The sequence below is a fragment of the Bradyrhizobium pachyrhizi genome (assembly GCF_029714545.1).
In the GTDB taxonomy this organism is placed as follows: Bacteria; Pseudomonadota; Alphaproteobacteria; order Rhizobiales; family Xanthobacteraceae; genus Bradyrhizobium; species Bradyrhizobium pachyrhizi.
Genome location: NZ_CP121667.1, coordinates 3,457,845 through 3,479,631 on the forward strand (window position 1 = coordinate 3,457,845; position 21,787 = coordinate 3,479,631).

At 65.4% G+C, this 21,787-nt stretch carries 22 protein-coding genes; 9 read left to right on the forward strand and 13 right to left on the reverse strand.

Going from position 1 to position 21,787, the window contains the following annotated elements:
* Positions 1-51: 51 nt before the first annotated feature.
* The 7 genes from QA639_RS15830 to QA639_RS15860 all read right to left on the reverse strand — a co-directional run bounded on the left by QA639_RS15830 (position 52) and on the right by QA639_RS15860 (position 5,147).
* Positions 52-522 carry a GFA family protein gene (locus QA639_RS15830; RefSeq protein ID WP_028331649.1) on the reverse strand — a complete coding sequence of 157 codons (471 nt, stop codon included), beginning with the start codon at positions 520-522 and terminating at the stop codon, positions 52-54.
* Positions 519-2,393, reverse strand: coding sequence for a methylmalonyl-CoA mutase family protein (locus tag QA639_RS15835; protein ID WP_157347948.1), 1,875 nt, complete (start codon positions 2,391-2,393; stop codon positions 519-521). The genes QA639_RS15830 and QA639_RS15835 overlap by 4 nt, the downstream gene beginning before the upstream one ends.
* A gap of 104 nt (positions 2,394-2,497) precedes the next feature.
* Positions 2,498-2,989 (reverse strand): 2-amino-4-hydroxy-6-hydroxymethyldihydropteridine diphosphokinase, encoded by a 492-nt coding sequence (folK, locus tag QA639_RS15840; protein WP_028331647.1) that lies wholly within the window; start codon positions 2,987-2,989, stop codon positions 2,498-2,500.
* A gap of 6 nt (positions 2,990-2,995) precedes the next feature.
* A complete protein-coding gene (gene folB, locus QA639_RS15845) occupies positions 2,996-3,376 on the reverse strand; it encodes a dihydroneopterin aldolase (protein ID WP_016842351.1) in 381 nt (126 codons plus the stop codon).
* A complete protein-coding gene (folP, locus tag QA639_RS15850) occupies positions 3,373-4,230 on the reverse strand; it encodes a dihydropteroate synthase (RefSeq protein WP_050387176.1) in 858 nt (285 codons plus the stop codon). Before folP ends, folB begins: the two co-directional genes overlap by 4 nt.
* A gap of 87 nt (positions 4,231-4,317) precedes the next feature.
* Complete coding sequence (locus QA639_RS15855) at positions 4,318-4,725, reverse strand: DUF4332 domain-containing protein (RefSeq protein WP_028331645.1); 408 nt, start codon at positions 4,723-4,725, stop codon at positions 4,318-4,320.
* Positions 4,726-4,781: 56 nt separating this feature from the next.
* Entirely contained in the window at positions 4,782-5,147 is a 366-nt protein-coding gene (locus QA639_RS15860; RefSeq protein WP_016841849.1) for a hypothetical protein, read from the reverse strand.
* Between the two features lie 339 nt (positions 5,148-5,486).
* Here QA639_RS15860 and QA639_RS15865 point away from each other — a divergent pair, with 339 nt between their 5' ends.
* Together QA639_RS15865 and QA639_RS15870 are read left to right on the forward strand one after the other, a co-directional pair.
* The gene (locus QA639_RS15865) at positions 5,487-7,109 is read left to right on the forward strand and encodes a helicase HerA-like domain-containing protein (RefSeq protein WP_028331644.1); all 1,623 of its coding nucleotides are present in this window, start codon (positions 5,487-5,489) and stop codon (positions 7,107-7,109) included.
* 95 nt (positions 7,110-7,204) lie between these two features.
* Positions 7,205-8,605 carry a M20/M25/M40 family metallo-hydrolase gene (locus tag QA639_RS15870; RefSeq protein WP_028331643.1) on the forward strand — a complete coding sequence of 467 codons (1,401 nt, stop codon included), beginning with the start codon at positions 7,205-7,207 and terminating at the stop codon, positions 8,603-8,605.
* A 104-nt stretch (positions 8,606-8,709) separates the two neighbouring features.
* Here QA639_RS15870 and QA639_RS15875 read toward each other — a convergent pair whose 3' ends face one another.
* Entirely contained in the window at positions 8,710-9,489 is a 780-nt protein-coding gene (locus QA639_RS15875) for a class II aldolase/adducin family protein (RefSeq protein WP_028331642.1), read from the reverse strand.
* A 146-nt stretch (positions 9,490-9,635) separates the two neighbouring features.
* Positions 9,636-11,285 carry a glycosyltransferase family 39 protein gene (locus QA639_RS15880; protein ID WP_283090195.1) on the reverse strand — a complete coding sequence of 550 codons (1,650 nt, stop codon included), beginning with the start codon at positions 11,283-11,285 and terminating at the stop codon, positions 9,636-9,638.
* Between the two features lie 339 nt (positions 11,286-11,624).
* Here QA639_RS15880 and QA639_RS15885 point away from each other — a divergent pair, with 339 nt between their 5' ends.
* On the forward strand, positions 11,625-12,518 hold the full coding sequence (locus QA639_RS15885; RefSeq protein WP_028331640.1) for a hypothetical protein: 894 nt from the start codon (positions 11,625-11,627) through the stop codon (positions 12,516-12,518).
* Between the two features lie 177 nt (positions 12,519-12,695).
* On the forward strand, positions 12,696-13,109 hold the full coding sequence (locus tag QA639_RS15890; RefSeq protein ID WP_018270656.1) for a Ros/MucR family transcriptional regulator: 414 nt from the start codon (positions 12,696-12,698) through the stop codon (positions 13,107-13,109).
* A gap of 4 nt (positions 13,110-13,113) precedes the next feature.
* Here the strand turns inward: QA639_RS15890 and QA639_RS15895 are convergent, their stop codons facing one another.
* Positions 13,114-13,545, reverse strand: coding sequence for a SufE family protein (locus QA639_RS15895; protein ID WP_028331639.1), 432 nt, complete (start codon positions 13,543-13,545; stop codon positions 13,114-13,116).
* Positions 13,546-13,689: 144 nt separating this feature from the next.
* Positions 13,690-14,070: a DUF5330 domain-containing protein gene (locus QA639_RS15900; RefSeq protein ID WP_028331638.1), complete on the reverse strand. Its 381-nt coding sequence runs from the start codon at positions 14,068-14,070 to the stop codon at positions 13,690-13,692.
* Positions 14,071-14,503: 433 nt separating this feature from the next.
* Here QA639_RS15900 and QA639_RS15905 point away from each other — a divergent pair, with 433 nt between their 5' ends.
* Positions 14,504-16,315 (forward strand): PAS domain-containing sensor histidine kinase, encoded by a 1,812-nt coding sequence (locus QA639_RS15905; protein WP_038377095.1) that lies wholly within the window; start codon positions 14,504-14,506, stop codon positions 16,313-16,315.
* Positions 16,308-17,072, forward strand: a complete 765-nt coding sequence (locus QA639_RS15910; protein WP_028331636.1) for a peptidoglycan-binding domain-containing protein — start codon at positions 16,308-16,310, stop codon at positions 17,070-17,072. The genes QA639_RS15905 and QA639_RS15910 overlap by 8 nt, the downstream gene beginning before the upstream one ends.
* A 114-nt stretch (positions 17,073-17,186) precedes the next feature.
* Here QA639_RS15910 and QA639_RS15915 read toward each other — a convergent pair whose 3' ends face one another.
* Positions 17,187-18,830, reverse strand: coding sequence for an ankyrin repeat domain-containing protein (locus QA639_RS15915; RefSeq protein WP_283090196.1), 1,644 nt, complete (start codon positions 18,828-18,830; stop codon positions 17,187-17,189).
* A 225-nt stretch (positions 18,831-19,055) separates the two neighbouring features.
* On the opposite strand from QA639_RS15915, the gene QA639_RS15920 reads away from it, so the two are divergent.
* Positions 19,056-19,400 carry a DUF1491 family protein gene (locus QA639_RS15920; RefSeq protein ID WP_028331634.1) on the forward strand — a complete coding sequence of 115 codons (345 nt, stop codon included), beginning with the start codon at positions 19,056-19,058 and terminating at the stop codon, positions 19,398-19,400.
* Here QA639_RS15920 and QA639_RS15925 read toward each other — a convergent pair.
* A complete protein-coding gene (locus tag QA639_RS15925; protein ID WP_283090197.1) occupies positions 19,397-20,329 on the reverse strand; it encodes a DUF2336 domain-containing protein in 933 nt (310 codons plus the stop codon). The genes QA639_RS15920 and QA639_RS15925 overlap by 4 nt on opposite strands.
* Before the next feature lie 295 nt (positions 20,330-20,624).
* Between QA639_RS15925 and QA639_RS15930 the strand changes: the two genes are divergently transcribed.
* The gene (locus QA639_RS15930) at positions 20,625-20,819 is read left to right on the forward strand and encodes a hypothetical protein (protein ID WP_028331632.1); all 195 of its coding nucleotides are present in this window, start codon (positions 20,625-20,627) and stop codon (positions 20,817-20,819) included.
* A gap of 16 nt (positions 20,820-20,835) precedes the next feature.
* Entirely contained in the window at positions 20,836-21,603 is a 768-nt protein-coding gene (locus QA639_RS15935; RefSeq protein ID WP_283090198.1) for a hypothetical protein, read from the forward strand.
* Positions 21,604-21,787: the final 184 nt, after the last annotated feature.

Here is a 21,787-nt window from a genome sequence, read left to right on the forward strand (position 1 = left end):
GGGCTTCCTCAAACTGGCGATTGCGTTCGATCAATCGCTGTAGCTTCTAACTCAATCATGGTCCGGATGCTGATGGCTGACGATCGTCGCCATCTTGTCCGGTCCGTAATTCTGCATCGTGGTCTGGCTCGGCAGGTTGGCAATGCCGACCACCCAGCCGTGGCGGGACTCGGTTCCGAATTGTTGCGTCGGTATCACCCGGTCGGGCCGGTCGAAGGCGCCGGTCATGATCTCGATCCGCGGCCCGTCGATGCGGCGGAAGCTCAGGGGCGTTCCGCAGGCGGCGCAGAAGTCGCGCTCGGCGATCGAGGAGGACCTGAACGCGGCGGGCTTGCCGCGGGTCCATTTGAAGTCGTTGCGATCGATGTCGGCGAAAGAGGCAAATGGCGCCCCGGACGCTTTCTGGCACATCCGGCAGTGGCAGATGCTGATCCGGGTCGGTGCCGCCGAGACGGCAAATCGGACGGCGCCGCACTGGCAGCCGCCGGTCAGAACGGGTGTCGATGGTGCCTCTGCGCTCATGTCTGCTCCATCTGCCGATAGGCGTCGCGCAATGTCGCCAGCGCATCACCGCCGGCGAAGACGGACTCGCCGATGCCGGCCGCCCGCAGCGCCGCTTCCTGGTCGGCGGGCCGCCCTGCCAGATAGATATGCCTTGCACCGGCGCCTTGAAGGGCCCTGGCGGCCTCAACGGCGCTGGCGGCATAGACCTTATCCGAGGAACAAATGCATGCCATCGTTGCGCCCGAGGCCTTGTAGGCCGCGGCCAGCGCCGCGGCGTCGGCAAAACCCTCGCTGTCGATAGCCTCGATCCCGCCGGTTTCGAAGAAACTCTTGGCGAAGGTCGCGCGGGCCGTGAAGTCCGCGGGGGTGCCGAGATTGGCCAGGAATATCTTCGGCCGTGCGCCATGCGCCTTCAGCGCGGCATCCGACTTGTCGCGCAGCGCCTCGAACGGTTCGGCAAGCCGCATCGGCGCGAGGGCGTCGAACTTCACCTTGGTGCCGGCGAGGGACGCCGGCGCTGATGGTTTCACATCCAGCACCGCGGGGGCGGCCTCGCGCAGATCCGGAAATTCGCTGGCGCCGGTCAGCACGTCGCGGCGCTTCGCCACATTGGTCTCGCGCAGCAATCGCGTCGCGGCGACCTTGTTTTGCAGCAGCCCCTGCTCGAGCGCGGCGAAGATGCCGCCGGCCTTCTCGATCTCCTGGAACAGCGTCCACGCCGCCTCGCAGAGTTGCGAGGTCAGAGTCTCGATGCCGCCGGCGCCGGCCGCGGGATCGGACACCTTTGCCAGGTTGGATTCATCGAGCAGCACGAGTTGCGTGTTGCGCGCCACGCGCCGGGCGAAGTCGTCGGGCAGGCCGAGCGCCAGCGTGTGCGGCAGCACCGTGATCGCATTGGCGCCGCCGAGCCCGGCCGCAAAGGTCGCGATCGTCGCGCGCAGCATGTTCACATTGGGATCGCGCTGGGTCAGCATCCGCCAGGCGGTTTGCGCGTTGACGAAGATCGGCTTCGGCGCAAGCCCACAGGCCTGCTCGACCCGTGCCCAGAGCAGCCGCAGCGCGCGGAATTTCGCCATGGTCAGGAACTGGTCGGCATCGGCGCTGAGGCGGAACGAGATGCCCGCGCGCGCCGCATCGAGATCGATGCCGGCGCCTTCCAGCATGCGCAGATAGGCGAGGCCCAGCGCGAGCGTGAACGCGAGTTCCTGCACCTCGGAACCGCCGGCGTCATGGACCGGCCGGCCGTCGGCCAGCACGAACGGCCCCTTGAAGCCGCGCCTGATCAGGCCATTGACGACCTGGCCGAACGACTTTTCGTAGTTGGGCCAGGCGATGGCCGCGGCGCCGCGCACGGCCATGGTGCTGAGCGCCTGGTAATTGAAATGCAGATCGAGCTTGGCCGGGTCGAGCTTGCGGGCCTCGACCATGTCGGCAAAGGTCTCGCCGGCGTTCTCGCGGCCGATCACCGGATTGAGCGCGATCATGATGCCGGCATCGAGATGGATGCCGCCGCAGGCGCGCGCCAGCGTCTTCTTGCTGGCGTCGGCAAGACCGAAGCCGCGCGCACCGGGACCGCCGGCGAACTCGAATTCGAGGCCGGTCGCGCCGTTCTCGAGATCCTGCAGCGCTTGCGCATTAGCCTGTGCGGCATCGGGATGATCGACCCGCTGCAGGATCTGCCAGGGCGCAGCGGCGGCGCGGCCGGCAAGCGGGTTTGTGTTGGTGGCGCGGCGGTAGATCGGATCGATCTTCAGGCCGTCATAGGTCTTGCCGACCAGCTTCTCGAACGGGGCGCCCTTCAGCACGCCGTCGACCAGCTTGCGCCAGTCGTCATAGGTCGCAGGTCGAAAATCCGAAGCCAGAGCCAAATCGTCAGTCGAGGTCGTCATCCGCCCAAATCGTCCTTCACCGGCCCGCGCGGGGCCCCTTGATTTGGCCGGAAATTGCCACGGGCGGGCGGCCAAGCCAAACGGTTGTTTGCGATGGTTTGGCTTTAATCGAGGTCCGCTAGACGGAAAATACCGTCGGTAGAGACCTTGGCGAGCGCATCGGCGACGCGGCGCCCGGCGATGACGCGGTCGGGAACGATCTCGGCGAGCGGCACCAGCACGAAAGCGCGTTCGAACAGGCGCGGATGCGGCAGCGTCAGTTCCGGCTTGTTCAGTGTGACGTCGTCATAGGCGATCAGGTCGAGATCGAGGGTGCGCGGCCCCCAGCGCTGCTCATTGGCGCGGTCGCGGCCGAATTTGGCTTCGATCTTGTGCAGCGTGAACAGCAGCGCGTGCGGATCGAGACTGGTCTCGATCTCGATGCAGGCGTTGATGAAGCTGTCCTGCTGCTGCTCGCCCCAGGGCGGCGTCGAATAATCCGACGAGCGCGCGATAAGCGCGGCCTGGGTCATGCCGCAGATATTGGCGATCGCCTTGCGAAACGTCGTGCGGACGTCGCCGACATTGCCGCCGAGGGCGATCAGGACGTCAGCCATCTGCGTTCAACCCTGGGGCGGTTGATGGCGCGAGCGGGTCAGCACCACGCCGACATCGTCGAAGATCGCGGCGATCGGCGCGTGCGGCTTGTGCACCGTGACCTTGACCGCCCGGATCCGCGGGAAGCTCGCCAGGATGTCCTCGGCCACCGCGCCGGCGGCGCGCTCCAGCAGCTTGTAGTTGGTGTTCTTGAATGCCGATGTGGCGGTCGCCACCACGTTGGAATAGGAGACCGTATCGGAGAGGCGGTCGGTGCGCGAGGATTCCGAGAGGTCGGTATAGAGCTCGAGATCGATGACGAAACGCTGCCCGACTTCGGTCTCATGTTCCATCACGCCATGACGGGCATGGATGACGATCCCGGTGATGAAGATCGTATCGGTCATTGCTGTCCCTCGATTGTTGCGGCCACGCGCAGCGCCTGAACGGTTTCGGCGACGTCATGCGCGCGGATGATGCGGGCGCCATTCTGCGCGGCGATCAGATGCGCCGCGATCGAGCCGCCGATCCGCTGTTGCGGCTCCGACGGCACGACCGTGCTGATGAAGCGCTTGCGCGAGGCGCCGACCAGCAGCGGCAGTCGGAACGCGTCGAGCTCGGAGAGCCGCGCCAGCGCGGTCATGCTCTGCTCCGGGGTCTTGCCGAAGCCGATGCCGGGATCGAGCACGATCCGGTCGGGCGAAATGCCGACGCTCGCGGCGATCGCGAGCGAGCGGGTGAAGAACGCGGCGATGTCCTGCATGATGTCGATCGCCGGATCGGCCTGCTCGCGATTGTGCATGATGATCACGGGCACGCCGCGTGCGGCGACGAGCGGCGCCATGCCGGCATCGCGCTGCAGGCCCCAGACGTCATTGGCGATCGCCGCGCCGTGGTCGAGCGCCCAGGCCACGACCTCCGATTTCATGCTGTCGATCGAGACCGGCACGCCAAGCGCGATCACGTCGGCCAGCACCGGCTTCAGCCGCGCCATCTCGGCCTCGGCGGTGACCGGCTGCGAGCCGTAGGGACGGGTGGATTCCGCGCCGATGTCGATGATATCGGCGCCTTCGGCGACCAGCTTGCGGGCCTGCGCCAGCGCCTCTTCGGGTGCGGCGAACTGGCCGCCGTCGGAGAACGAGTCCGGCGTCACGTTCAGGATGCCCATCACGGCCGGATAAGGCCGCGACAACAGCGCCGGCAGCACCGCCGATACGGCCGGGCCGGTCACCGTCGATGCTATCGGCTTGCTCGCCATCATGCGGTGGCTTTGCGCTGACCGCAGCGGCAAGTCAAGGTGTGGCGATGACGTGTGACGCGGCCGGCGGCCGAATGCCGTTAAGACAGGCTAATAGGTGATCTTGGGAGGCAGCTTGCGTGCCTCTTCGATCAGCAGCTCGACCGACTTCTCCGACGGCATCACGCGGACGAGCTTACGACGCACATTGGCGTCCTTCATGCTCTGCGCGAGCCGCGACGGGTTGCGGTGCGCGAGCTCGCGCACGGTGGTGACGCCGGCGGCGCGGACCAGGCCGACCTTCGCCTTGCCCATGCCGGGAATCCGCATGTAGTCGGAGATGTTGGCCCATTCGAGCAATTGTTGTTCGCTGATCCCGGTCTTGGTGGCGAGCGCCTTGCGTCCCTTGACGGTGCGGGCGGCTTCAAGCAGTGCGTCGGTCGTGCGGATACCCTGCGATTTCAGTTTGGTGGCGCAATAGGCGGACAGGCCTTCGATCTCGGAGAGGGGGTATGTCATGATACTCGTATGCAGGTAGAAGGGAGCGCACGTGCAATGGCGTTTGGGAGAATGCTTCAGGCAAACTGGCTGAGGCCCGGCGTCCCCGAGATGATCTCGCCCATTTGATCCGCTCCGATTTTGTCGCGGCCGAACCTGAAAAGTTCACGCGCGACGTTCTGAATCTCACTCATGCTCAATCCAAGCGCCATCAGCCGGGTGCCGACAGCCATCAGACCGCCACCCATCAACCGCGATAGACCACCGCTGTTGTTGGAGGCGGCGATTGCCGCTTCGGCGCCGGGGATTTGGTCGATCAGAGCCTGAACTTTGTCGGAAGGTCCCTCGTTACGGAGGAAACCCAGAACGATGCCGATGGTTTTTTCAGCGACAGCACCGTCGATGCCGGCCTTCGCGGCCAGCTGCCCAACCAATTCGTCCATATTGCCCCGCCTCAACCGGTTTTTGCCGGATCATTCTTGAAGATTTATCTTGAGCGCCTGTGTCACGAAATACAAGCGATCCGCGCATTTCAGTTCGTTTTCTTTTTCAATCGCGTCGGGAGTGTTGCACCTCTGCAAGAGTGAGCGGCGGATTCACACCATCTTGTCGCAATGCGCAATGCCTTTCGTCACTTGGCCGGGAATAAAGTATGAGGAACTGGTGCAGCGACAATATACATCAGTGCGCGCCGATGGTTTCAATCGACCTGCAAGATGCAATATGATGTCATCGGTTCGAATGGATCGAGCTGATTTAAAATCGCGTTAAGAGGCGAAGCGATGGCGACGTCCGACAACAAGTTGGCCGACACCGATGAGAAAATCTTTATCGGCAAGGGCGAGGAAACGGCCTGGCTGACGCTTGCGCTGGCCAACCGCCACGGCCTTGTGACCGGTGCGACCGGAACCGGCAAGACCGTCACGCTACAGGTCATGGCTGAAGGATTTGCGCGCGCCGGCGTTCCGGTTTTCGCAGCCGACATCAAGGGCGATCTTTCCGGTATCTCCGAAGTCGGCGAGGCCAAGGACTTTATCCTGAAGCGTGCCAAGGAGATGGGTCTGACCTTTCAGCCGGATCAGTTCTCGACCGTATTCTGGGACGTGTTCGGCGAGCAGGGCCAGCCGGTGCGCGCCACCGTCACCGAGATGGGACCGCTGCTGCTCTCGCGGATGCTCGATCTGAACGACGTGCAGGAAGGCGTGCTCAATGTTGCCTTCCGCGTCGCCGACGAGAACGGTCTCACGCTGATCGACATGAAGGACCTGCGGGCGCTGCTGGATGCGATCGCCCCGGACGGCAGCAAGAAGGCCGCCGACGACGAGGAGGATCCGCTGGCGCCGATCCGTAAGGCCGCGCAAGGCTACGGCAATGTGTCCAAGGCGACCGTCGGAACGATCCAGCGTCAGCTCCTGGTGCTCGAGAATCAGGGCGGCGCCAAGTTCTTCGGCGAGCCGGCGCTGACGCTGAAGGATTTCATGCGCACCGACCGCGACGGCCGCGGCATGGTCAATATCCTGGTCGCCGACAAGCTGATGCAGAGCCCGCGGCTTTACGCCACCTTCCTGCTCTGGATGCTTTCGGAATTGTTCGAGGAATTGCCGGAGGCCGGCGACCTGCCGAAGCCGAAGCTGGTGTTCTTCTTCGACGAGGCGCATCTCTTGTTCACCGACGCGCCGAAGGCGCTGATGGACAAGATCGAGCAGGTGGTGCGGCTGATCCGCTCCAAGGGCGTCGGCGTCTATTTCGTCACGCAGAATCCGATCGACGTGCCGGACAAGGTGCTGGCGCAGCTCGGCAACCGCGTGCAGCACGCGCTGCGCGCCTTCACGCCGCGCGACCAGAAGGCGGTTGCCGCGGCCGCACAGACCTTCCGGCCCAATCCGAAGCTCGACACCGCGCGGGTGATCATGGAGCTCGGCAAGGGCGAGGCGCTGGTGTCGTTCCTCGAGGGCGGCGGCACGCCGTCGATGGTCGAGCGCGTCATGGTGCGCCCGCCGTCGGCGCGGATCGGGCCGATCACGCCGGAGGAGCGCAAGGCGATCATGGATGCGAGCCCGGTGAAGGGCAAATACGACACCGCGGTCGATGCCGAATCCGCCTACGAGATCATCCAGAAGCGGCTCGCCGGAACGGCGGCGCCGGCCGGCGGCAGCGCTGGCGGCGAGGGGGGCGGCATCTTCGGCCAGATCGGTTCGATCGCGTCCACGATCTTCGGCACCAACGTCAAGCGCGGCCGCATGTCGACCGGGCAGGTGATCGCGCGCAGTGTCACGCGCTCGGTGACCGACAAGGTGATCGGCGGCGTGGCCGCCGATCTCGGCAAATCGCTCGGTGGTTCGGTTGGCGGTTCGATCGGCCGGGCGCTGGTGCGCGGCGCACTCGGTGGATTGCTGCGCCGATAGCATCGCGCCGGTCGACCGAAACCGGAGACCGGCTTTGCCTCCCGCGGCCGGCGCGCTACAACCTGGCGCAACGTCCAACAAAAAGGATATCCGCGATGTCCAACGCCAAGCTGCAGCCCGTCCTCGATCGCATCGACGCCGATTTCGACAACAGCCTCGAGCGGCTGTTCACGCTGCTGCGGATCAAATCGATCTCGGCCGATCCGGCCTTCGCTGATGACTGCAAGGCGGCTGCCGATCATATCGCCAAGGACATCGCAACCCTCGGCTTCAAGACCGAAGTGCGGCCGACTGCCGGCCATCCGGCCGTGGTCGGCAAGCTGAACGGCTCGAGCGACGGACGCCCGCACGTGCTGTTCTACGGCCACTACGACGTGCAGCCGGTCGATCCCTTGAATCTCTGGCACCGTCCGCCGTTCGAACCTGTCGTGACCGACCATGCCGACGGGCGCAAGATCATCGTCGCGCGCGGCGCCGAGGACGACAAGGGACAGTTGATGACCTTCGTCGAGGCGTGCCGTGCCTGGAAGACGGTGACGGGATCGCTGCCGGTCGACATCACCATCGTCATCGAGGGTGAAGAGGAGATCGGTTCGAAGAATTTCGTGCCGTTCCTCGAGGCGAACAAGGACGATCTCAAGGCCGACTTCGCGCTGGTCTGCGACACCGGCATGTGGGACCCGAATACGCCGGCGATCACCACCTCCTTGCGCGGCCTGGTCTATGACGAGGTCAAGATCAAGGCCGCCAATCGCGACCTGCATTCCGGCGTGTTCGGCGGCGGCGCGCAGAACCCGATCCGTGTGCTGACGCGGATTCTCGGCGGCCTGCATGACGAGAACGGTCACATCACCATCCCGGGTTTCTATGACGGCGTGATGGATTTGCCGCCGGACATTCTGGCCCAGTGGAAGCAGCTCAATCTGACGCCGGAGAGCTTCCTCAAGCCGATCGGCCTCTCGGTGCCCGCCGGCGAAAAGGACCGGCTCCTGATCGAGCAGGTCTCCTCGCGCCCGACCTGCGACATCAACGGCATCGTCGGCGGCTATACCGGCGAGGGCTCCAAGACGGTGATCGCGGCCGAGGCGTCGGCGAAGGTCTCGTTCCGCCTGGTCGAGGGACAGGATCCCGAGAAGATCCGAAAGGCGTTCCGCGACTATGTGAAGGCGCGCCTGCCGGCCGACTGCAAGGCCGAGTTCACCGACCATTCCAGCGCCCCGGCGATCGCGCTCGACTGGAACATGAAGCCGCTGGCAGCCGCGCGCCGCGCGCTGACCGACGAATGGGGCAAGGAGGCGCTGCTGATCGGCTCCGGCGCCTCGATCCCGATTGTCGCCGATTTCAAGCACACGCTCGGCCTCGACAGCGTGCTGATCGGCTTCGGGCTCGACGACGACAACATCCATTCGCCGAACGAGAAGTACGACCTCAAGAGTTACCACAAGGGCATCCGCTCCTGGGCACGGATCCTGGCGGCGTTCGCCGACGCCAAATAGCGCAAGGGCAATTCACGTAAAAACGCCGCCCGGAATTGGGCGGCGTTTTGATTCCGATCGTGCAGAGGGTGTTGGCCGTTAGCCTACCCGAAGATTATGAAATTTCAATCACGGTAGCCGGGATTGACCCGGTCGAGCTTGCGCAGCAGCGGCGGCCAGACCAGCTGGGTCGAGCGCAGCTCGGCGCGATCCGGGTTGGAGAGCAGCTCGGTGTTCTTGTCGATCGCATGCTGGTCGACCGGATAGGCGATCGGTCCGAGCGCGCGGGTTGCCACCTGCATCGAGCAGGCGCGCTCCAGATGGTACATCCGCTCGAACGCGGAGGCGACCGAGCGGCCGACCGTCAGGGTGCCGTGATTGCGCAGCAGCATGTGGTTCTTGCTGCCGAGATCGCGCTGCAGGCGCGGGCGCTCGTCATGATCGAGCGCGATGCCTTCATAGTCGTGGTAGGCGAGGTCGTGGGTGACGAGCTGTGCGGTCTGGTTCAGCGGCAGCAGCCCGTCGGGGCCGCTCGACACCGCGGTGCCGTCGACGGTGTGCAGATGGAGCACGCAGCCGGCGTCCTCGCGCACCTCGTGGATCGCCGAATGGATGGTGAAGCCGGCCGGGTTGATGCTGTAGTCGCTCTTCGAGAGCTGGTTGCCGTCGAGGTCGACCTTGACGAGGCTCGACGCGGTGATCTCGTCGAACATCAGCCCGTAGGGGTTGATCAGGAAGTGATGCTCGGGCCCGGGCACGCGGGCGGAGATGTGGGTATCGACCAGATCGTCCCAGCCATAGAGCGCGACCAGCCGGTAGCAGGCAGCAAGATTGATCCGCTGCTCCCATTCCGCCGCACTCATATCCGACGGCACTTCCTTCAGGCGCGCTTCCGCTGGCGACATGGCCGATTGCTCCATTGATGGCGTTATTGCTTGGTCCAAGCGTAGCGCCGCCGCCGGACCGCAGCAAGACAGGGTAACGGCGTGACAGTCATGTCGGCATGCGGCCCACGATCGGAACGGCAATCGTCAGTGGGCAGCGTGATGCGTTACGGCGCCGGGATCGCCAGCAGGCTCGAGATGCTGCGGCCGCGGATGTCGTAGACGCGGGCGAACACGACGTCGTCGCGCTTGATCTCGACCATGACCGGCGCGGCCAGGCCCTTGCAGTAGAATTCGCCGAGCGTCATCGCGAAGTCGGCGGCATTGCTGTCCCAGCCGATCGTGAAATCGGGGCCGAGCGCGACCTGCGCGGGGCGCTGCGGTCCGCACACCGCGACCTTCCACTTGCGGTTCTGCGGCGGCACTTCCTGCCGCTCCGCCAGCTGCTCGCGCAGCCCGTCGGATGCCTGCTTCAGTGCCAGCCCCCAATAGTCCAGCATGAAGAAGTTGTCCGCGGTGCGCACCGTGCCGGCGATGTGGTTGAAGTGCGTGTACTGATACGGATGCAGGCGGATCATTTCGCTGAGCGGCAGCAAGAGGCCGAACGCGAACATGGCGAGCGCCGCGGGCTGCCAGGCGCGGCGGTTCTCGCCGAGCCAGTCCATGCCGCGCGCGAATGCGACGCCAGCCAGCACCGTCATCGGCGGAATCACGAAGATGAAGTGACGGATGCCGTTATAGAGCGCCGGCCGCTTCACCATCGCGATCACCAGCGGCAGCGTCGCCGCCAGCGTCAGCATCAGCATGATCGACTTGCGCTTTGCGGTGACGTCGTAGCGCGACAGCGACATCAAGGTGATGACGACGGCGGCGGCCAGCAGCACCAGCAGCACTTCGGGAAGCTGCAGCGCGAACAAGGTGGGCAGATAGGACCACGGCATGTCCGGCACCGACACCAGCGCGCCGTCGAACATCTCCTTCCACGGTTTCTCGAAGAAGTGCGAGAAATAGGTCACCGCTTCGAGCGGGTGTCCGGGCTCCATGATCGACCACGGCCAGATCAGGCCCATCACGAGATAGCCCAGCACAAGTCCCGGCAGCAGCACATAGACGACATGGGCAAAGCGATGGGTCGCCTCGCGCGGGCCCTGCTTGCGGAATTCCTCGATCAGGAGCGGGACGAAGCCGACCACGGCGTAGATCAATGCGAGCCCGCCAAGCACGCGGCAGCCGATCGACAGGCCGGCCCCCAGGCCGACGATCAGGATGGTGCGCGGCGAGGGCGCCGGATATTCCTCGATCAGGCGGACCAGGCCCATGATCAGGACCACCATCGCCACGGCGAACGGCGCATCCTTCGGATTCATGAACATGTGGCCGTAGAAGGTCGGGCACAGCGCCAGCAGCAGCAGCGTCGCCAATCCCGCCAGCGGGCCGCCGACACGGCGCGCCAGGCGCCAGGTTACGGCAAGGCCGATAACGCCGACGATCGCGCCGAGCAGGCGGCGCGTCTCGAACAGTTCGAGCGGAATGATCTTGTGCAGCAGGGCCGCGGCCATGTCGAAGCCGCCGCCGTACATATACAGATTGGCAAACGACAGCGCGCCGGTGTCCTTGAACCCGGACTCGTACATGCGCAGCAGGAGGTCGGCATATTCAGCGTGGGTGTAATCGTCCCAGCCCAGACCGTAGTCGCGGAACGTCAAGCCGGCGACCACGGCGACCACGCCGAGGACGAGGACAGCGAGATCGTCGCAGGTCTTCTCCACCGAGCGCCGCGCAGGCGCCTCGAGGGCAGACGTCGTAATCGATGACATAGCTAGTGATACCGGCGTGCCTGTGGCCCAGATTGGCGCTTTAGGGCCTCATTCCCCGGCATCCATAGCGCAGTTCCGTTTCCGAGTAATTGGTAATTGTGGCGTAATTTCCCAGATGCGTTGCAATAAATTGGCAGCAATTCGTAGCCAGTAAATCTACGGGAGCTGGCTGGCTGACGGCCGCTGCGACCGCGGTGAAGCAACGCATCGCGGCTTGGCTAAGCCGGATTTTAGGGAACTCTGTCTACAATTGGCGGTTGGCGGTGTGGGCAATATGACGGTATCGTGGCGTTGGTGGCCCGCGCCGATTTTCGGTCGGGTCTCCCGGGGGTTAGTTCGATGAAGGTTGGTCTGTTGGTCGTCGGCGCGGGCCTGGTCGTGGCGGGCTTGGCGGCGGTCGGCCTCGGAATTCCCTACAAGGAATTCAGCGTCGGCGGCACGTTGATCGCAACAGGCGTGACCGGCGCATGTACCGGCGTGATTGTTCTGGCCCTTGCCGCCATCCTTCGCGAACTCCAGGCCATGGGCGACCGGCTTGATGCCGTCGTTGCCGTGGGTCTGCGGTCCGGCTCGCCATCTGCAACTTCCCCGCGCGGCACTCCCGACGATCCGGTGTTCCCGCCGCCTGAGCCGAAGGTCTCGGCGCCTCCGCCGCTGGCTCCAGCGTTCCCGCCATCCGCTCCCGCGGCGCCGCCGCCCTGGCACGACGAGATCGCCTCGCGCGGCGCATCAGGCGAGGTGCCGCCGCCTGCACCGGCCGCCGCGCCCGCAGATAGTGCTGCGCCGCCCAAGCGGCGCAATCTGCTGTTCTCCTCCTCGCGCAAGGAGCGTGAGCGGAACCAGGGGCGTGCCGCCGAGCCGCTCACGCCGGATCTGTTGTCGCCGGAACTACGCCCGAATCCGGGCGGTTCGGGCGAACCGGCGCCGGCAACCTTCGACGATGCCTGGCCGAAGGCCGACCGGCCGCGGTCGGTCGACGTCGCTCCGCGGCGCGGCCCCCGGACGCCATCGACTGTCGGCGAGGCCCAGTCGGCCGCCGCCGCCTCGCCGTCATCGGGCCATCCGCCGCCGCCCCAGGAGCAGCCGCCGGTAACCGTGCTCAAATCCGGCGTCGTCGACGGCATGGCCTATTCGCTCTATTCGGATGGATCGATCGAGGCGCAGATGCCCGAGGGCATGATGCGATTTGCCTCGATCGACGAGCTCAGGTCGCATCTGGAGCAGCGGCCGTAAGATCCGCGCCAATACTTGCGACCGGCCGGCCCGAAGCCGGAAACGCGGCCGCTGTTGTCAGATTTGCTGCAATTCGTGCATATTCGCAAAGTAGTACGCGATTCCATTAATGTATTGCTGCGCATGGATACTGTCCGGTGGGCACCGGGCTGTCGATAGCACGGGGAAGATTGAGCCATGTCCGATACGTCAGGCAAAACGCCGGTCGAGCTGACCGCCAACATCGTTTCGGCCTATCTCAGCAACAATCCGACGCCGGCCTCGGACATTCCGAACCTGATCAGCCAGGTCCACTCCGCCTTGCTGCGGGTGTCGAGCGGACGCAGCGACACGCCGAGCGAGCCGGCCAAGCCCGCGGTGTCGATGAAGAAGTCGATCACGCCCGAATATCTGGTGTGCCTCGAGGACGGCAAGCGCTTCAAGTCGCTGAAGCGCCATCTGCGCACCCAGTACAACATGACCCCGGAGCAGTATCGCGACAAATGGGGCCTGCCGGCCGACTATCCGATGGTGGCGCCGAACTATGCGGTGGCGCGCTCGCAGCTCGCCAAGAAGATGGGCCTCGGTCAGCAGGCGCGGAAGCGGAAGTAAAGATCTACACGGCGGACGCCAGCGCCTCGCGCGCATCGTTGCGGATGCGATCGACCATCGAGCGCAGGCCGTTGGAGCGCTGCGGCGTCAGATGGTCGCGGAAGCCGAATTCGTCGAACAGCGCGAGCGCGTCGGTGCCGAGGATTTCCTTGGGCGTTTGCCCTGAAAACAGCGTCAGCACGATCGCGACCAGGCCGCGCACGATGTGGGCGTCGCTATCGCCGATGTAGATCAGGCGCGGTTCGCCGTTAGCATCGCGCTCGATCCGCTTCGACAGCCAGACCTGGCTGACGCAGCCCTGCACCTTGTTCTCGGCCGAGTGCTCCGCCTCCGACAATGGCTCGAGCGTGCGGCCGAGCTCGATGACATAGCGGTAACGGTCGTCCCACTCGTCCAGCAGCGAAAAATTGTCCCTGATTTCGTCGATCGTCGTCATCGTGGCCCGCGTCCTGTCCTTGACGGCTTATATAGGAAGGCGGGCCGCGAAAGCGATGAAAATGGAACCGGTTCCCGGCTGTTTTGACGCGTTTTCTTCACGCGAACCGGTGCCTGCCTCGCTCGACAGCGCTTTGGTTTCCGCTCACGGCGTCGGCGGCAGGCGGAATTCGATCGACTGATCCTCTGCGGTCAGCGTGTCGCGGGTCGCGGTGGCTGAATCGGTATCGTCCTTGCCGATCGAGCCGGTGTGGTCGGGTGGCTTCTTGTCGGTGATGATCTGGTAGAGCTTGCGCGCCCCGTCGGTCGCGCGCTGGCCGATCGCGGTCGCGGCCTGGCCGCCGACCTCGCAGGCGGACGGCTGGCGCTTGCAGAACTGACCCATGTCGTTGATCGTCGCGGTCGCGGCCGACACCGCATCCGACGCGCTGATCTGCGGCGTCTTGTCCGCCTCGGGTGTTTTGTCTCTCGGCAGCAGCACGAGCACAAGCCCGAGCCAGAATGCCAAACGCAGCAGGAAGAACATGGCGCGATCCCGGTCGTCTGTCTTGTCTTGCTTCTTGCGCGGTCGATGCCGCTATTGGCCTTGAGGGTTAGCATCGGTCGATAAATCGGAAGTATCTGCATTGAAGTAAATTCGCCGGAAAATCGCGGAAAATTCGCCTGAATTGATTCGCCGTAAATTTTCGATTGATGGCGGCCGACGCGCGCCGGATGCGCGAGATCCGCCGCGTCCACCATTTCGAAACCATAGATCGCCGCATCCGGAAACCAGCCGTTCACCATCCCCGACAAATGGCCGGTGAATAGCGGGTCAAACCCACTCCAATGCACGGTGTTTGGCGGCAGGCCGCCCAGCCTTAGCGTTCGCTTAAGTTCGCTCTGACACGTTGACCTGCAATCACGAAGGAGGCGTTCCGGCGCGTCTGTGTTGACGATTGAGCCGAAGCGCGAGTGCTGTGAGTAGTTTGAGTCTGATCCGCGATTGCCTGGATGCGCTGCTGCATCCGTCGGCGCAATATGATGCGCTTACGCGTGCGCGCCATCGTGCCTTCATGGCGCCGCGGCTGCTCGGCAGCCTGGCGGCGCTTGCCTCGTTCCCTGCCTTTCTTGCGATGCGCGGTGCGCCGACGGCGATCGAGGTCGCGGCATTCGCCTGGCTGATCGCGCCGATCCTGCTGTCGTGGTTCCTGTCGCGCACCGGCCGCTATGAAGGCGCGCACGTGCTGTCGTCGCTGGCGCTCGCCGGTCTCGTGATGATGATCGCGGCGACGACCGGCGGCATCGCCTCGTTCGCCGCCGTGTGGCTCGTCGTCGTTCCGATCGAGGCGGCGCTGTCGGCCTCGCGGCGCGTGGTGGCGTTTGCGTTCGCGCTGGCGATGATCTGCGCGGCGCTGCTGAGCGCGCTCGGCCATTATCATGTGCTGCCGGTCGTCGATCCCGCGGTTGCCTCGAACAGCACGCTGGTCGGTTTCGGCGTCGTGTCGGCGATCTTCTACGCGGCCGGGCTCGCCTTCGGCGCGGAGTCGCTGGCGCGCACCAGCGTGGCGCTGCTTTATGTCGAGGAGGAGCGCTACCGCCTGCTCGCGCATAACATGAGCGACGTGCTGTCGCGGCACAGCCGCAACGGCGCCGTGCGCTTCATTTCGCCCGCGGCCGAGAACATGCTCGGCGTGCCGGCATCGCGGCTGCTTGGCCACGGCCTGTTCGATCGCGTTCATGTCGCCGATCGCCCGGCCTATCTCACGGCGCTGTCGGACGCCGCGCGCGGTGACTCGCGCAGCGTCGAGTTCCGCGTGCGCCGTGACGGTGCGCGGGGCGATGTCGTCGCCGAATTCATCTGGGCCGAGATGCGCTGCCGCCCGCTCGATCAGGCCGCCGCCGATGCCGAGGTCGTCGCCGTGATCCGCGACGTGACCGATCGCAAGGTGCAGGAGCACGCGCTCGAACAGGCGCGCAACGTGGCCGAGCAGGCCGATGCGTCGAAGACGCGCTTCCTGGCCACCATGAGCCACGAACTGCGCACCCCGCTCAACGCCATCATCGGCTTTTCCGAGATGATCGCGCAGGAAGACGTGCTCGGCCTCGACGTGGCCCGCCGCAAGGAATACGCGCAGCTGATCAACGATTCCGGCCAGCATCTGTTGTCGGTCGTCAACGGCATCCTCGACATGTCGAAGATGGAGTCCGGCAATTTCGAGATTTCGCCGGAGCCGTTTGCGCCGCGGCCGGCGCTGCTCAATTGCTGCAATCTGGTGGCGTTGAAGGCGCGCGAGAGCGGCGTCGACCTCGTCACCCGCGTGCCGGACGATCTGCCGATCGTGAACGGCGATCCGCGTGCGTTCAAGCAGATCGTGCTCAATCTGGTCTCCAACGCCATCAAGTTCACCGAGCGCGGCGGCAAGGTCACCGTGTCGGCCGGCGTCGAGGGATCGCGGCTGGTGCTGCGTGTCTCGGACACCGGCGTCGGCATCGCCGCCGATGATCTCAAGCGGATCGGCGATCCGTTCTTCCAGGCCGGCAAGACCTATCAGCGCCGCCACGAAGGCACCGGCCTTGGTCTGTCCATCGTGAAGGGGCTGGTTGGCCTGCACCACGGCGAGATGAATGTGGAGAGCAAGGTGGGCGAGGGCACCACGGTGTCGGTGGCGCTGCCGCTGGCGTTCACCCCGCCCGCCGCCGTCGAGCCGTCCAGCAATGTCTCGACCCTGAAGCCCGCGCTGCGTTCCGGACTACAAGAGCAAACCCATCAGGTGAAGAAGAGTGCCTAGACAGACTTTGGATGACGATGAAACGCCGCGCCGTCGCCGCGGCGCCAAGGCAGTGGCCATCGCGGCCGAGGAGGAACGTGGCCTCGTCCTGCGCCTGCTGCTGCACAGTCCGAAGGATCTGGTTGCCGGCGTGCTGGCGACGTCTGCCATCGTTGCGATCCTGATCAATGCGCTGTTCCTGCAGGCCGGCCGTCATCCGTCGCCGATGTTCGGCGGTTCGGTGGTGACGCTGCCGCCGCCGGCCCCGGTTGCCGCGGCCACCAGCCCGATGCCGCGCCCGCGTCCGGCCGAGGCCGCTGCCCGATCGGCCGAGCCGGCCGCCATGGAGCCGAGCAAGCCCGTCGACGTGAAGCCGGTGGAGACCAAGCCGGTCGAGACGAGGTCCGTCGAAGCCAAGCCGGCAGAACCCAAGGCCGAGGCCAAGCCGGTCGATCCGATGGCCAATCTGGTGCTGAAATCGACCGCCGCGCCGTCGGCCGCCGCACCGTCCCCGGCCGCCGCACCGTCCAGCGTCGTTCGTCCGCCGGCACCGATCCCGACCGCGCATTTGAGCCCGGCCGGCAAACGTATCGCCGCGGTCCAGCGTACGCTGACCGAGTATGGCTACGGCCAGCTCAAGCCGACCGGCACGATCGGCGCCGACACCCAGCACGCGATCGCGAAGTTCGAGCGCGCCCGCAAGCTGCCGGTGACCGGACAGATGTCCGATCGCCTGGTGCGCGAGCTCAGCACGATGATCGGCCATTCGATCGAGTAGCCTCTCTGCGAAGGCATTGAATGCGTAGTCGTCATGCCCGGGCTTGTCCCGGGCATCCACGTCTTCGAGGCTTGTTGAAGCCAGGATGGCCGGGACAAGCTCGGCCCTGACGGGTCAGGACGCGTCGCCCAGCAGAACGTCCCTGACCTCGTCGGAGAACAGCTTCCTGCGGCCGGCCACCAGCACCCATTCCGGATCGTCGCGATCCGGAATAGCGCGCGGCATGCCGTGATCGAGCAGGGCCTGCGCGCAGCCCATCCAGTCGCCGTCGTTGACCGGCTCGTTGCAGGAGGCCCACGACAGGCTTCCGGCCGCGTTATCGCCGAAGCCGTGCTGCTCGGTCCATTCTGCGCCGTGCTCGAGCAGGAAGCGGGTCAGCGAGGCGTTGCCGCGGAACACCGCATGATTGAGCGCCGACGCATCCCAATCGCCGCCGCGCACCGTGATCGGCCAGCCGAGCTCGACCATCAGCCGCACCGCATCATCGCCGCCTGCCGCGGCGAGCTCCGGGAGCAACCGCAATTGCTGCGGTGAAAGTGAACCTGGAAGATCGGGCCGACCGGCCTGGATTCGCCGCGCCTCGCTCTCGTCCCCGCTGCTGCATGCCGCGACGAACCGCTCATCATCGGCAAGCGTCTCATCGCCGGTCCGCTCGCGCAGCAGCTCGGCGACCTCGGTCAGTCCGAATTGCAGTGCGTATCTGTAAGCGCTGAGCCCGCCTGGTGTCGCGATGTGCGGGTCTGCGCCGGCGTCGAGCAGTGTCGCGACGCACGTCCGCGACCGCCGGCGGCGGATCGCCCACATCAGCGGCGAGCCGCAATCGGTCAGCGGCGCGTTGCGGGCGGGTTCGTTCGGATCGCCGCCGTGCCGCAGCAGCAGTTCGAGCGCCGCCACGTTCTCGTCATCGAGCACCTTGTACATGGCGTTGGTGCCGGCGATCCGCGCGCCATGCTCGAGCAGCAGCCCTGTCGTTACCGAGCCTTCGAGCGAGTGGTAGAGCGATTCATTGTCGTTCGGATTGGCGCCCGCCTCGAGCAACAGTCTTGTCAGCTCGAGATCGTGGTTGCGGCCGGCGGCGCCATACAATGCCGACAGCGGATTGCTGTCATCGGGCGCGTCGAGCGTTCCGGGCGGCCAGCGGCTGCTGATGCGCTGGTCGGGATCGGCGCCGGCCTGCAGCAGCAGCCGCGTGCAACGATGCAGCCGCGCCTGAAATTCCGCGATCTGCAACAGGCTGGAATGCGTCACTGCGACCAGCGGCGGCAGTTTGAGGGGACCGCCGGGACGGTTGACCCATGTCGGATCACTCATTGCGGTACGCCGAACGATTTTTGCGTCGCCGATGGCGCAGGCGAGATAGGGATCGTCGGCGACAAGACTGGAATCCTCGGTGAGCATCCGCGCCGCAACGCGCGGATTGGCGCGGTCAGTGGTGCCGGCGACGTCCGCGGCATAGACCAGCTGCAGCCATCGCCGCACGCGATCGGCCTTGCTTTTACCGGGCGGCAATTGTGCGTCGACATAGCGCCGCAGGTCCGGCCAGGAGGCGAAGCCGAGATCGCGCGCCACGCAGGACTGCGCATCGTGCAGCCGCAGATCAAGCGCGGCGATTTGAGCGTCGCTGCGTCCGGCCGCCGCCGGAAGCGCATGCCGGAAACGCGCGTAGGCCTCCGGCGCCTGCCGCCGATAAAGGCGGATGAGCTCCTTGGCCTGCTTCTTCAGATGTTCGAGATTCAATCGCGCGGGCGATCGGTCCATGGAAACCTCCGTGCATCATCGCCGATGGTCCACAAAACCGGCTGCACAAAGGCTTGGTTGGCCGCTCAATTGGTGCAAGTGGGTTCAACCCTTCCCGTGGACCCGGGCGCGGCTTGCACCGCGGATGCAAGGATATGGGTGACGATTGGTTCGGTCAACCCGCCGCGGCGTGACGACATCTGTGACAATTGGACGTGATCGCGCCGCTGGCCTATAGGTCGGCGCATGCGATTGAAAACCAGCATTTGGGTCGCGGCGTATCTGCGCCGCTGCCAGACCGAGGGCGTGTTCGGCGCAGTCCGCAAGAAGGGCGCCGAGGAAGCCGGTGCCGTATTCGTCAAGGTGGCGCTGATGGACGGCAACGCGATGCTCTATGCGCCCGCGCCGCAGACGGTCTATGACGACAGCCGTCCGGTCGAGCGGCTGTTCGTGCCGACCGCACCACAGGCGGTATCCGAGCCGTCTGTCGAGGAGCGCTTGACCAAGGAGCTCCGCTTCGATCCCGACGCCTGGATCGTCGAAACGGAAGACCGCGCCGGGCGGCACTTCCTCGATCTGGCGAAAAACTAGCTTCCGGACTTCTGATTGCGAATGGCGGGCGCGCTGCCGGGCTGCAACGCGGGGCGCGTCTGCGAGGATGCCGCGCGCACGCGATGGCGCTCATCGTCATAGAGCGACGAGCGATACTTGGCGCGGGCCACCGCCATGGTCGAGCCGCGCCACGCCGCCAGCATCACCAGCGCCGAGCGCTCGCTCAGGCGATCGTAGAGCCGCGACAGCCGATAGACATAGTTGACCGAGGAGCCGGCTTCCGGATTGAGGAACATCAGGATCCGCTGGAACGCGGCGCTCGACACGTCGAGCGCCCGCATCGCGCAGGCGAGCGGCTCGCCGCCGGGATCGTTGACGACGTCCGCGGCGATCCGCGACGGCAGGATCAGCGCCTCGCCGAGTTCGAGCGTGAAGTTATCGAGGTCCTCGGCAAACGCTGCCATCTCCAGGATATGGATCGCGCGCGCGGCGCGCGCCGCCGGAATTCGCGCCGCGGCCTTCAGCGGCGTCTCCTGCAGATTGTGCAGGATCTGCGCGCGCTCCTTCGTGCTCGCGGCAAAGAACATGTCGGAGATTTCGGCGGCATCGTTCGGCCGCATGGCAAGGCTCGCTGCCATCCGCAGCTCGGCTTCGGTCGGGATCTTGGCCGGCAGCGCGGACGGTGCCGGCGCGGGAATTGCCGCGGCCGCCGGCATCGGCTGGTCGGGACCGACGCGGCGCAGCCCGAGCTTGTCCATGATCCGTGCGGGCGTGGCCGGATAGATCGCAAGCCGCGCGCGGACGGCGGCACGCGTCGCGTCGTCGACTTCGTCGATCAGGCGCGTCGTCAGCTCGACGAACTGGCGCTCTTCATCGGCGGAGTGGGCGCTCGCCTGCACATAGAGGTCGGTCAGGACGCGCAGCAGCGTCGGGCGGATGTCGACGCCCTCGCGACGGGAGAGCGTCATCAGCCCATCGAAACCAGGAAATAGCGGAGCTGCGCTCATCTCGGGCGTACGCGACTTGCCAGTGAACTTCGGTTTGAAAACCTTGTGGCAGCGAGCCTACGCAGGCTGTTTTAAGAGGCAGTTAAGGAAAACAAGCCGTGAAGGTGAATGCTCGAATTTGCGCGTGTCTATTAAGGCACAGCGCCATATCCGTAACCGTCCGTGCCGGCGGCTTAAGATGTCATTAACCATGCGCGTTCTTAACTCGGCGTGCGCGGGGCAAATCATGTCCGTGCGGGGCCAGAGAGAACGGAACATGGGCACCATCGTTGAGTTTCCGGCGGATGCGGCTGCACGGCGGCCGAGCATGGCCGGTGCTGCCGGCGAAGGCACGGGGACCGTACTGATCCTTCCCGTCGTCCGGATCGAGCGAACGACGGAGGAGACCGGCGGTGGTCGCGGACCGGAGCAGGGCACTGCGCAGGGCCGCCGTCGCCGACGCCGCTCCTGATCGCGGACATCGGGCAATGCCGGAGCTTGTGCAGCGGACCGTCGCGCGGCGGTCACTCCCGGCGCTGATCCTGCTGCTGGCGGGCTCGGCGCTCGCCGGCTGCAGCGGCGGCGATTTCGGCCGCACCCGCGCCGATTTCCGCAATGACGACATGCATCGCTGGATCGGTGCCGAGGCGACCGGCAGCATCGGCAAGAGCGCCTCGCAATTCCAGCTCACCGAACACGAACGTCAGCTGCGCGACCTCGCCTATCAGTTCATCGAGCCGCCGCTGTCGCGTCCGGCGTGGAAAAGCGTATTCGGCGACTACCAGCCGCTGCCTTCGCCGTGGCGGCAGAGGGTCGTGTTCGATCGCACCGCCTATGGCCGCAATCTGATCGACGAGCCGCATCGCTCGTTCGCCTCGCGCTATTCGCTGCTGATCGACGAGGTGCGCGACGACATCACCCGCTTCGAGCCGTTCTTCGCCACCGCGATCCAGGTGATCGAGCTCGATCGCAAGCGCAATGCCAGCCTCCACATGATCGCCGACGTGTCGCCGCGCGAGCGGGCTGACGCGGTGGCGCGGATGGAAGAGAACACGCTGATCGTGCAATGGGTCCAGCAAGCGCTGGAGCGGCGGATCTCGTCCTATCGCTGGGCGCTGGAGCGGCTGGTGATCCAGGCGCCCGACGGCATGGCTGCCGATGCCGAACGCCAGATCAACGAACTCGCCCGGCTCACGGCCAATGCGCCGCTCATCTCCGCGCCGGTCACGGGCCAGGCCGTGGTGACGAAGGGCTAGTGTGCTGAATGCGAAGTTCCTGCGATTTCGCGGCAGCCACTTTCACGAACTTCGCATTCATAAAGCACACTAGAATCATAAGTTTGCTAAAGCATGATCCGGAAAAGTGCGAAGCGGTTTTCCGAAAAGATCATGCTCAAACAAAGAGCTAAGGCGCGATGACGATTCAACCTAATCTCATCGC

Excerpts from the sequence above, each read along its gene's own strand:
- QA639_RS15875 (WP_028331642.1), bottom strand. The coding sequence starts at position 9,489 with ATGTCGCCAGCGGAAGCGCGCCTGAAGGAAGTGCCGTCGGATATGAGT.
- QA639_RS15900 (WP_028331638.1), bottom strand. The coding sequence starts at position 14,070 with ATGTTCTTCCTGCTGCGTTTGGCATTCTGGCTCGGGCTTGTGCTCGTG.
- QA639_RS15925 (WP_283090197.1), bottom strand. The coding sequence starts at position 20,329 with ATGACGCTCTCCCGTCGCGAGGGCGTCGACATCCGCCCGACGCTGCTG.
- QA639_RS15920 (WP_028331634.1), top strand. The coding sequence starts at position 19,056 with ATGCGATTGAAAACCAGCATTTGGGTCGCGGCGTATCTGCGCCGCTGC.
- folB (WP_016842351.1), bottom strand. The coding sequence starts at position 3,376 with ATGACCGATACGATCTTCATCACCGGGATCGTCATCCATGCCCGTCAT.
- QA639_RS15880 (WP_283090195.1), bottom strand. The coding sequence starts at position 11,285 with ATGTCATCGATTACGACGTCTGCCCTCGAGGCGCCTGCGCGGCGCTCG.
- QA639_RS15860 (WP_016841849.1), bottom strand. The coding sequence starts at position 5,147 with ATGGACGAATTGGTTGGGCAGCTGGCCGCGAAGGCCGGCATCGACGGT.
- QA639_RS15855 (WP_028331645.1), bottom strand. The coding sequence starts at position 4,725 with ATGACATACCCCCTCTCCGAGATCGAAGGCCTGTCCGCCTATTGCGCC.
- QA639_RS15870 (WP_028331643.1), top strand. The coding sequence starts at position 7,205 with ATGTCCAACGCCAAGCTGCAGCCCGTCCTCGATCGCATCGACGCCGAT.
- QA639_RS15935 (WP_283090198.1), top strand. The coding sequence starts at position 20,836 with ATGCCGGAGCTTGTGCAGCGGACCGTCGCGCGGCGGTCACTCCCGGCG.
- QA639_RS15915 (WP_283090196.1), bottom strand. The coding sequence starts at position 18,830 with ATGGACCGATCGCCCGCGCGATTGAATCTCGAACATCTGAAGAAGCAG.
- QA639_RS15830 (WP_028331649.1), bottom strand. The coding sequence starts at position 522 with ATGAGCGCAGAGGCACCATCGACACCCGTTCTGACCGGCGGCTGCCAG.
- QA639_RS15895 (WP_028331639.1), bottom strand. The coding sequence starts at position 13,545 with ATGACGACGATCGACGAAATCAGGGACAATTTTTCGCTGCTGGACGAG.
- QA639_RS15890 (WP_018270656.1), top strand. The coding sequence starts at position 12,696 with ATGTCCGATACGTCAGGCAAAACGCCGGTCGAGCTGACCGCCAACATC.
- folK (WP_028331647.1), bottom strand. The coding sequence starts at position 2,989 with ATGGCTGACGTCCTGATCGCCCTCGGCGGCAATGTCGGCGACGTCCGC.
- QA639_RS15930 (WP_028331632.1), top strand. The coding sequence starts at position 20,625 with ATGGGCACCATCGTTGAGTTTCCGGCGGATGCGGCTGCACGGCGGCCG.
- QA639_RS15885 (WP_028331640.1), top strand. The coding sequence starts at position 11,625 with ATGAAGGTTGGTCTGTTGGTCGTCGGCGCGGGCCTGGTCGTGGCGGGC.
- QA639_RS15865 (WP_028331644.1), top strand. The coding sequence starts at position 5,487 with ATGGCGACGTCCGACAACAAGTTGGCCGACACCGATGAGAAAATCTTT.
- folP (WP_050387176.1), bottom strand. The coding sequence starts at position 4,230 with ATGATGGCGAGCAAGCCGATAGCATCGACGGTGACCGGCCCGGCCGTA.
- QA639_RS15835 (WP_157347948.1), bottom strand. The coding sequence starts at position 2,393 with ATGACGACCTCGACTGACGATTTGGCTCTGGCTTCGGATTTTCGACCT.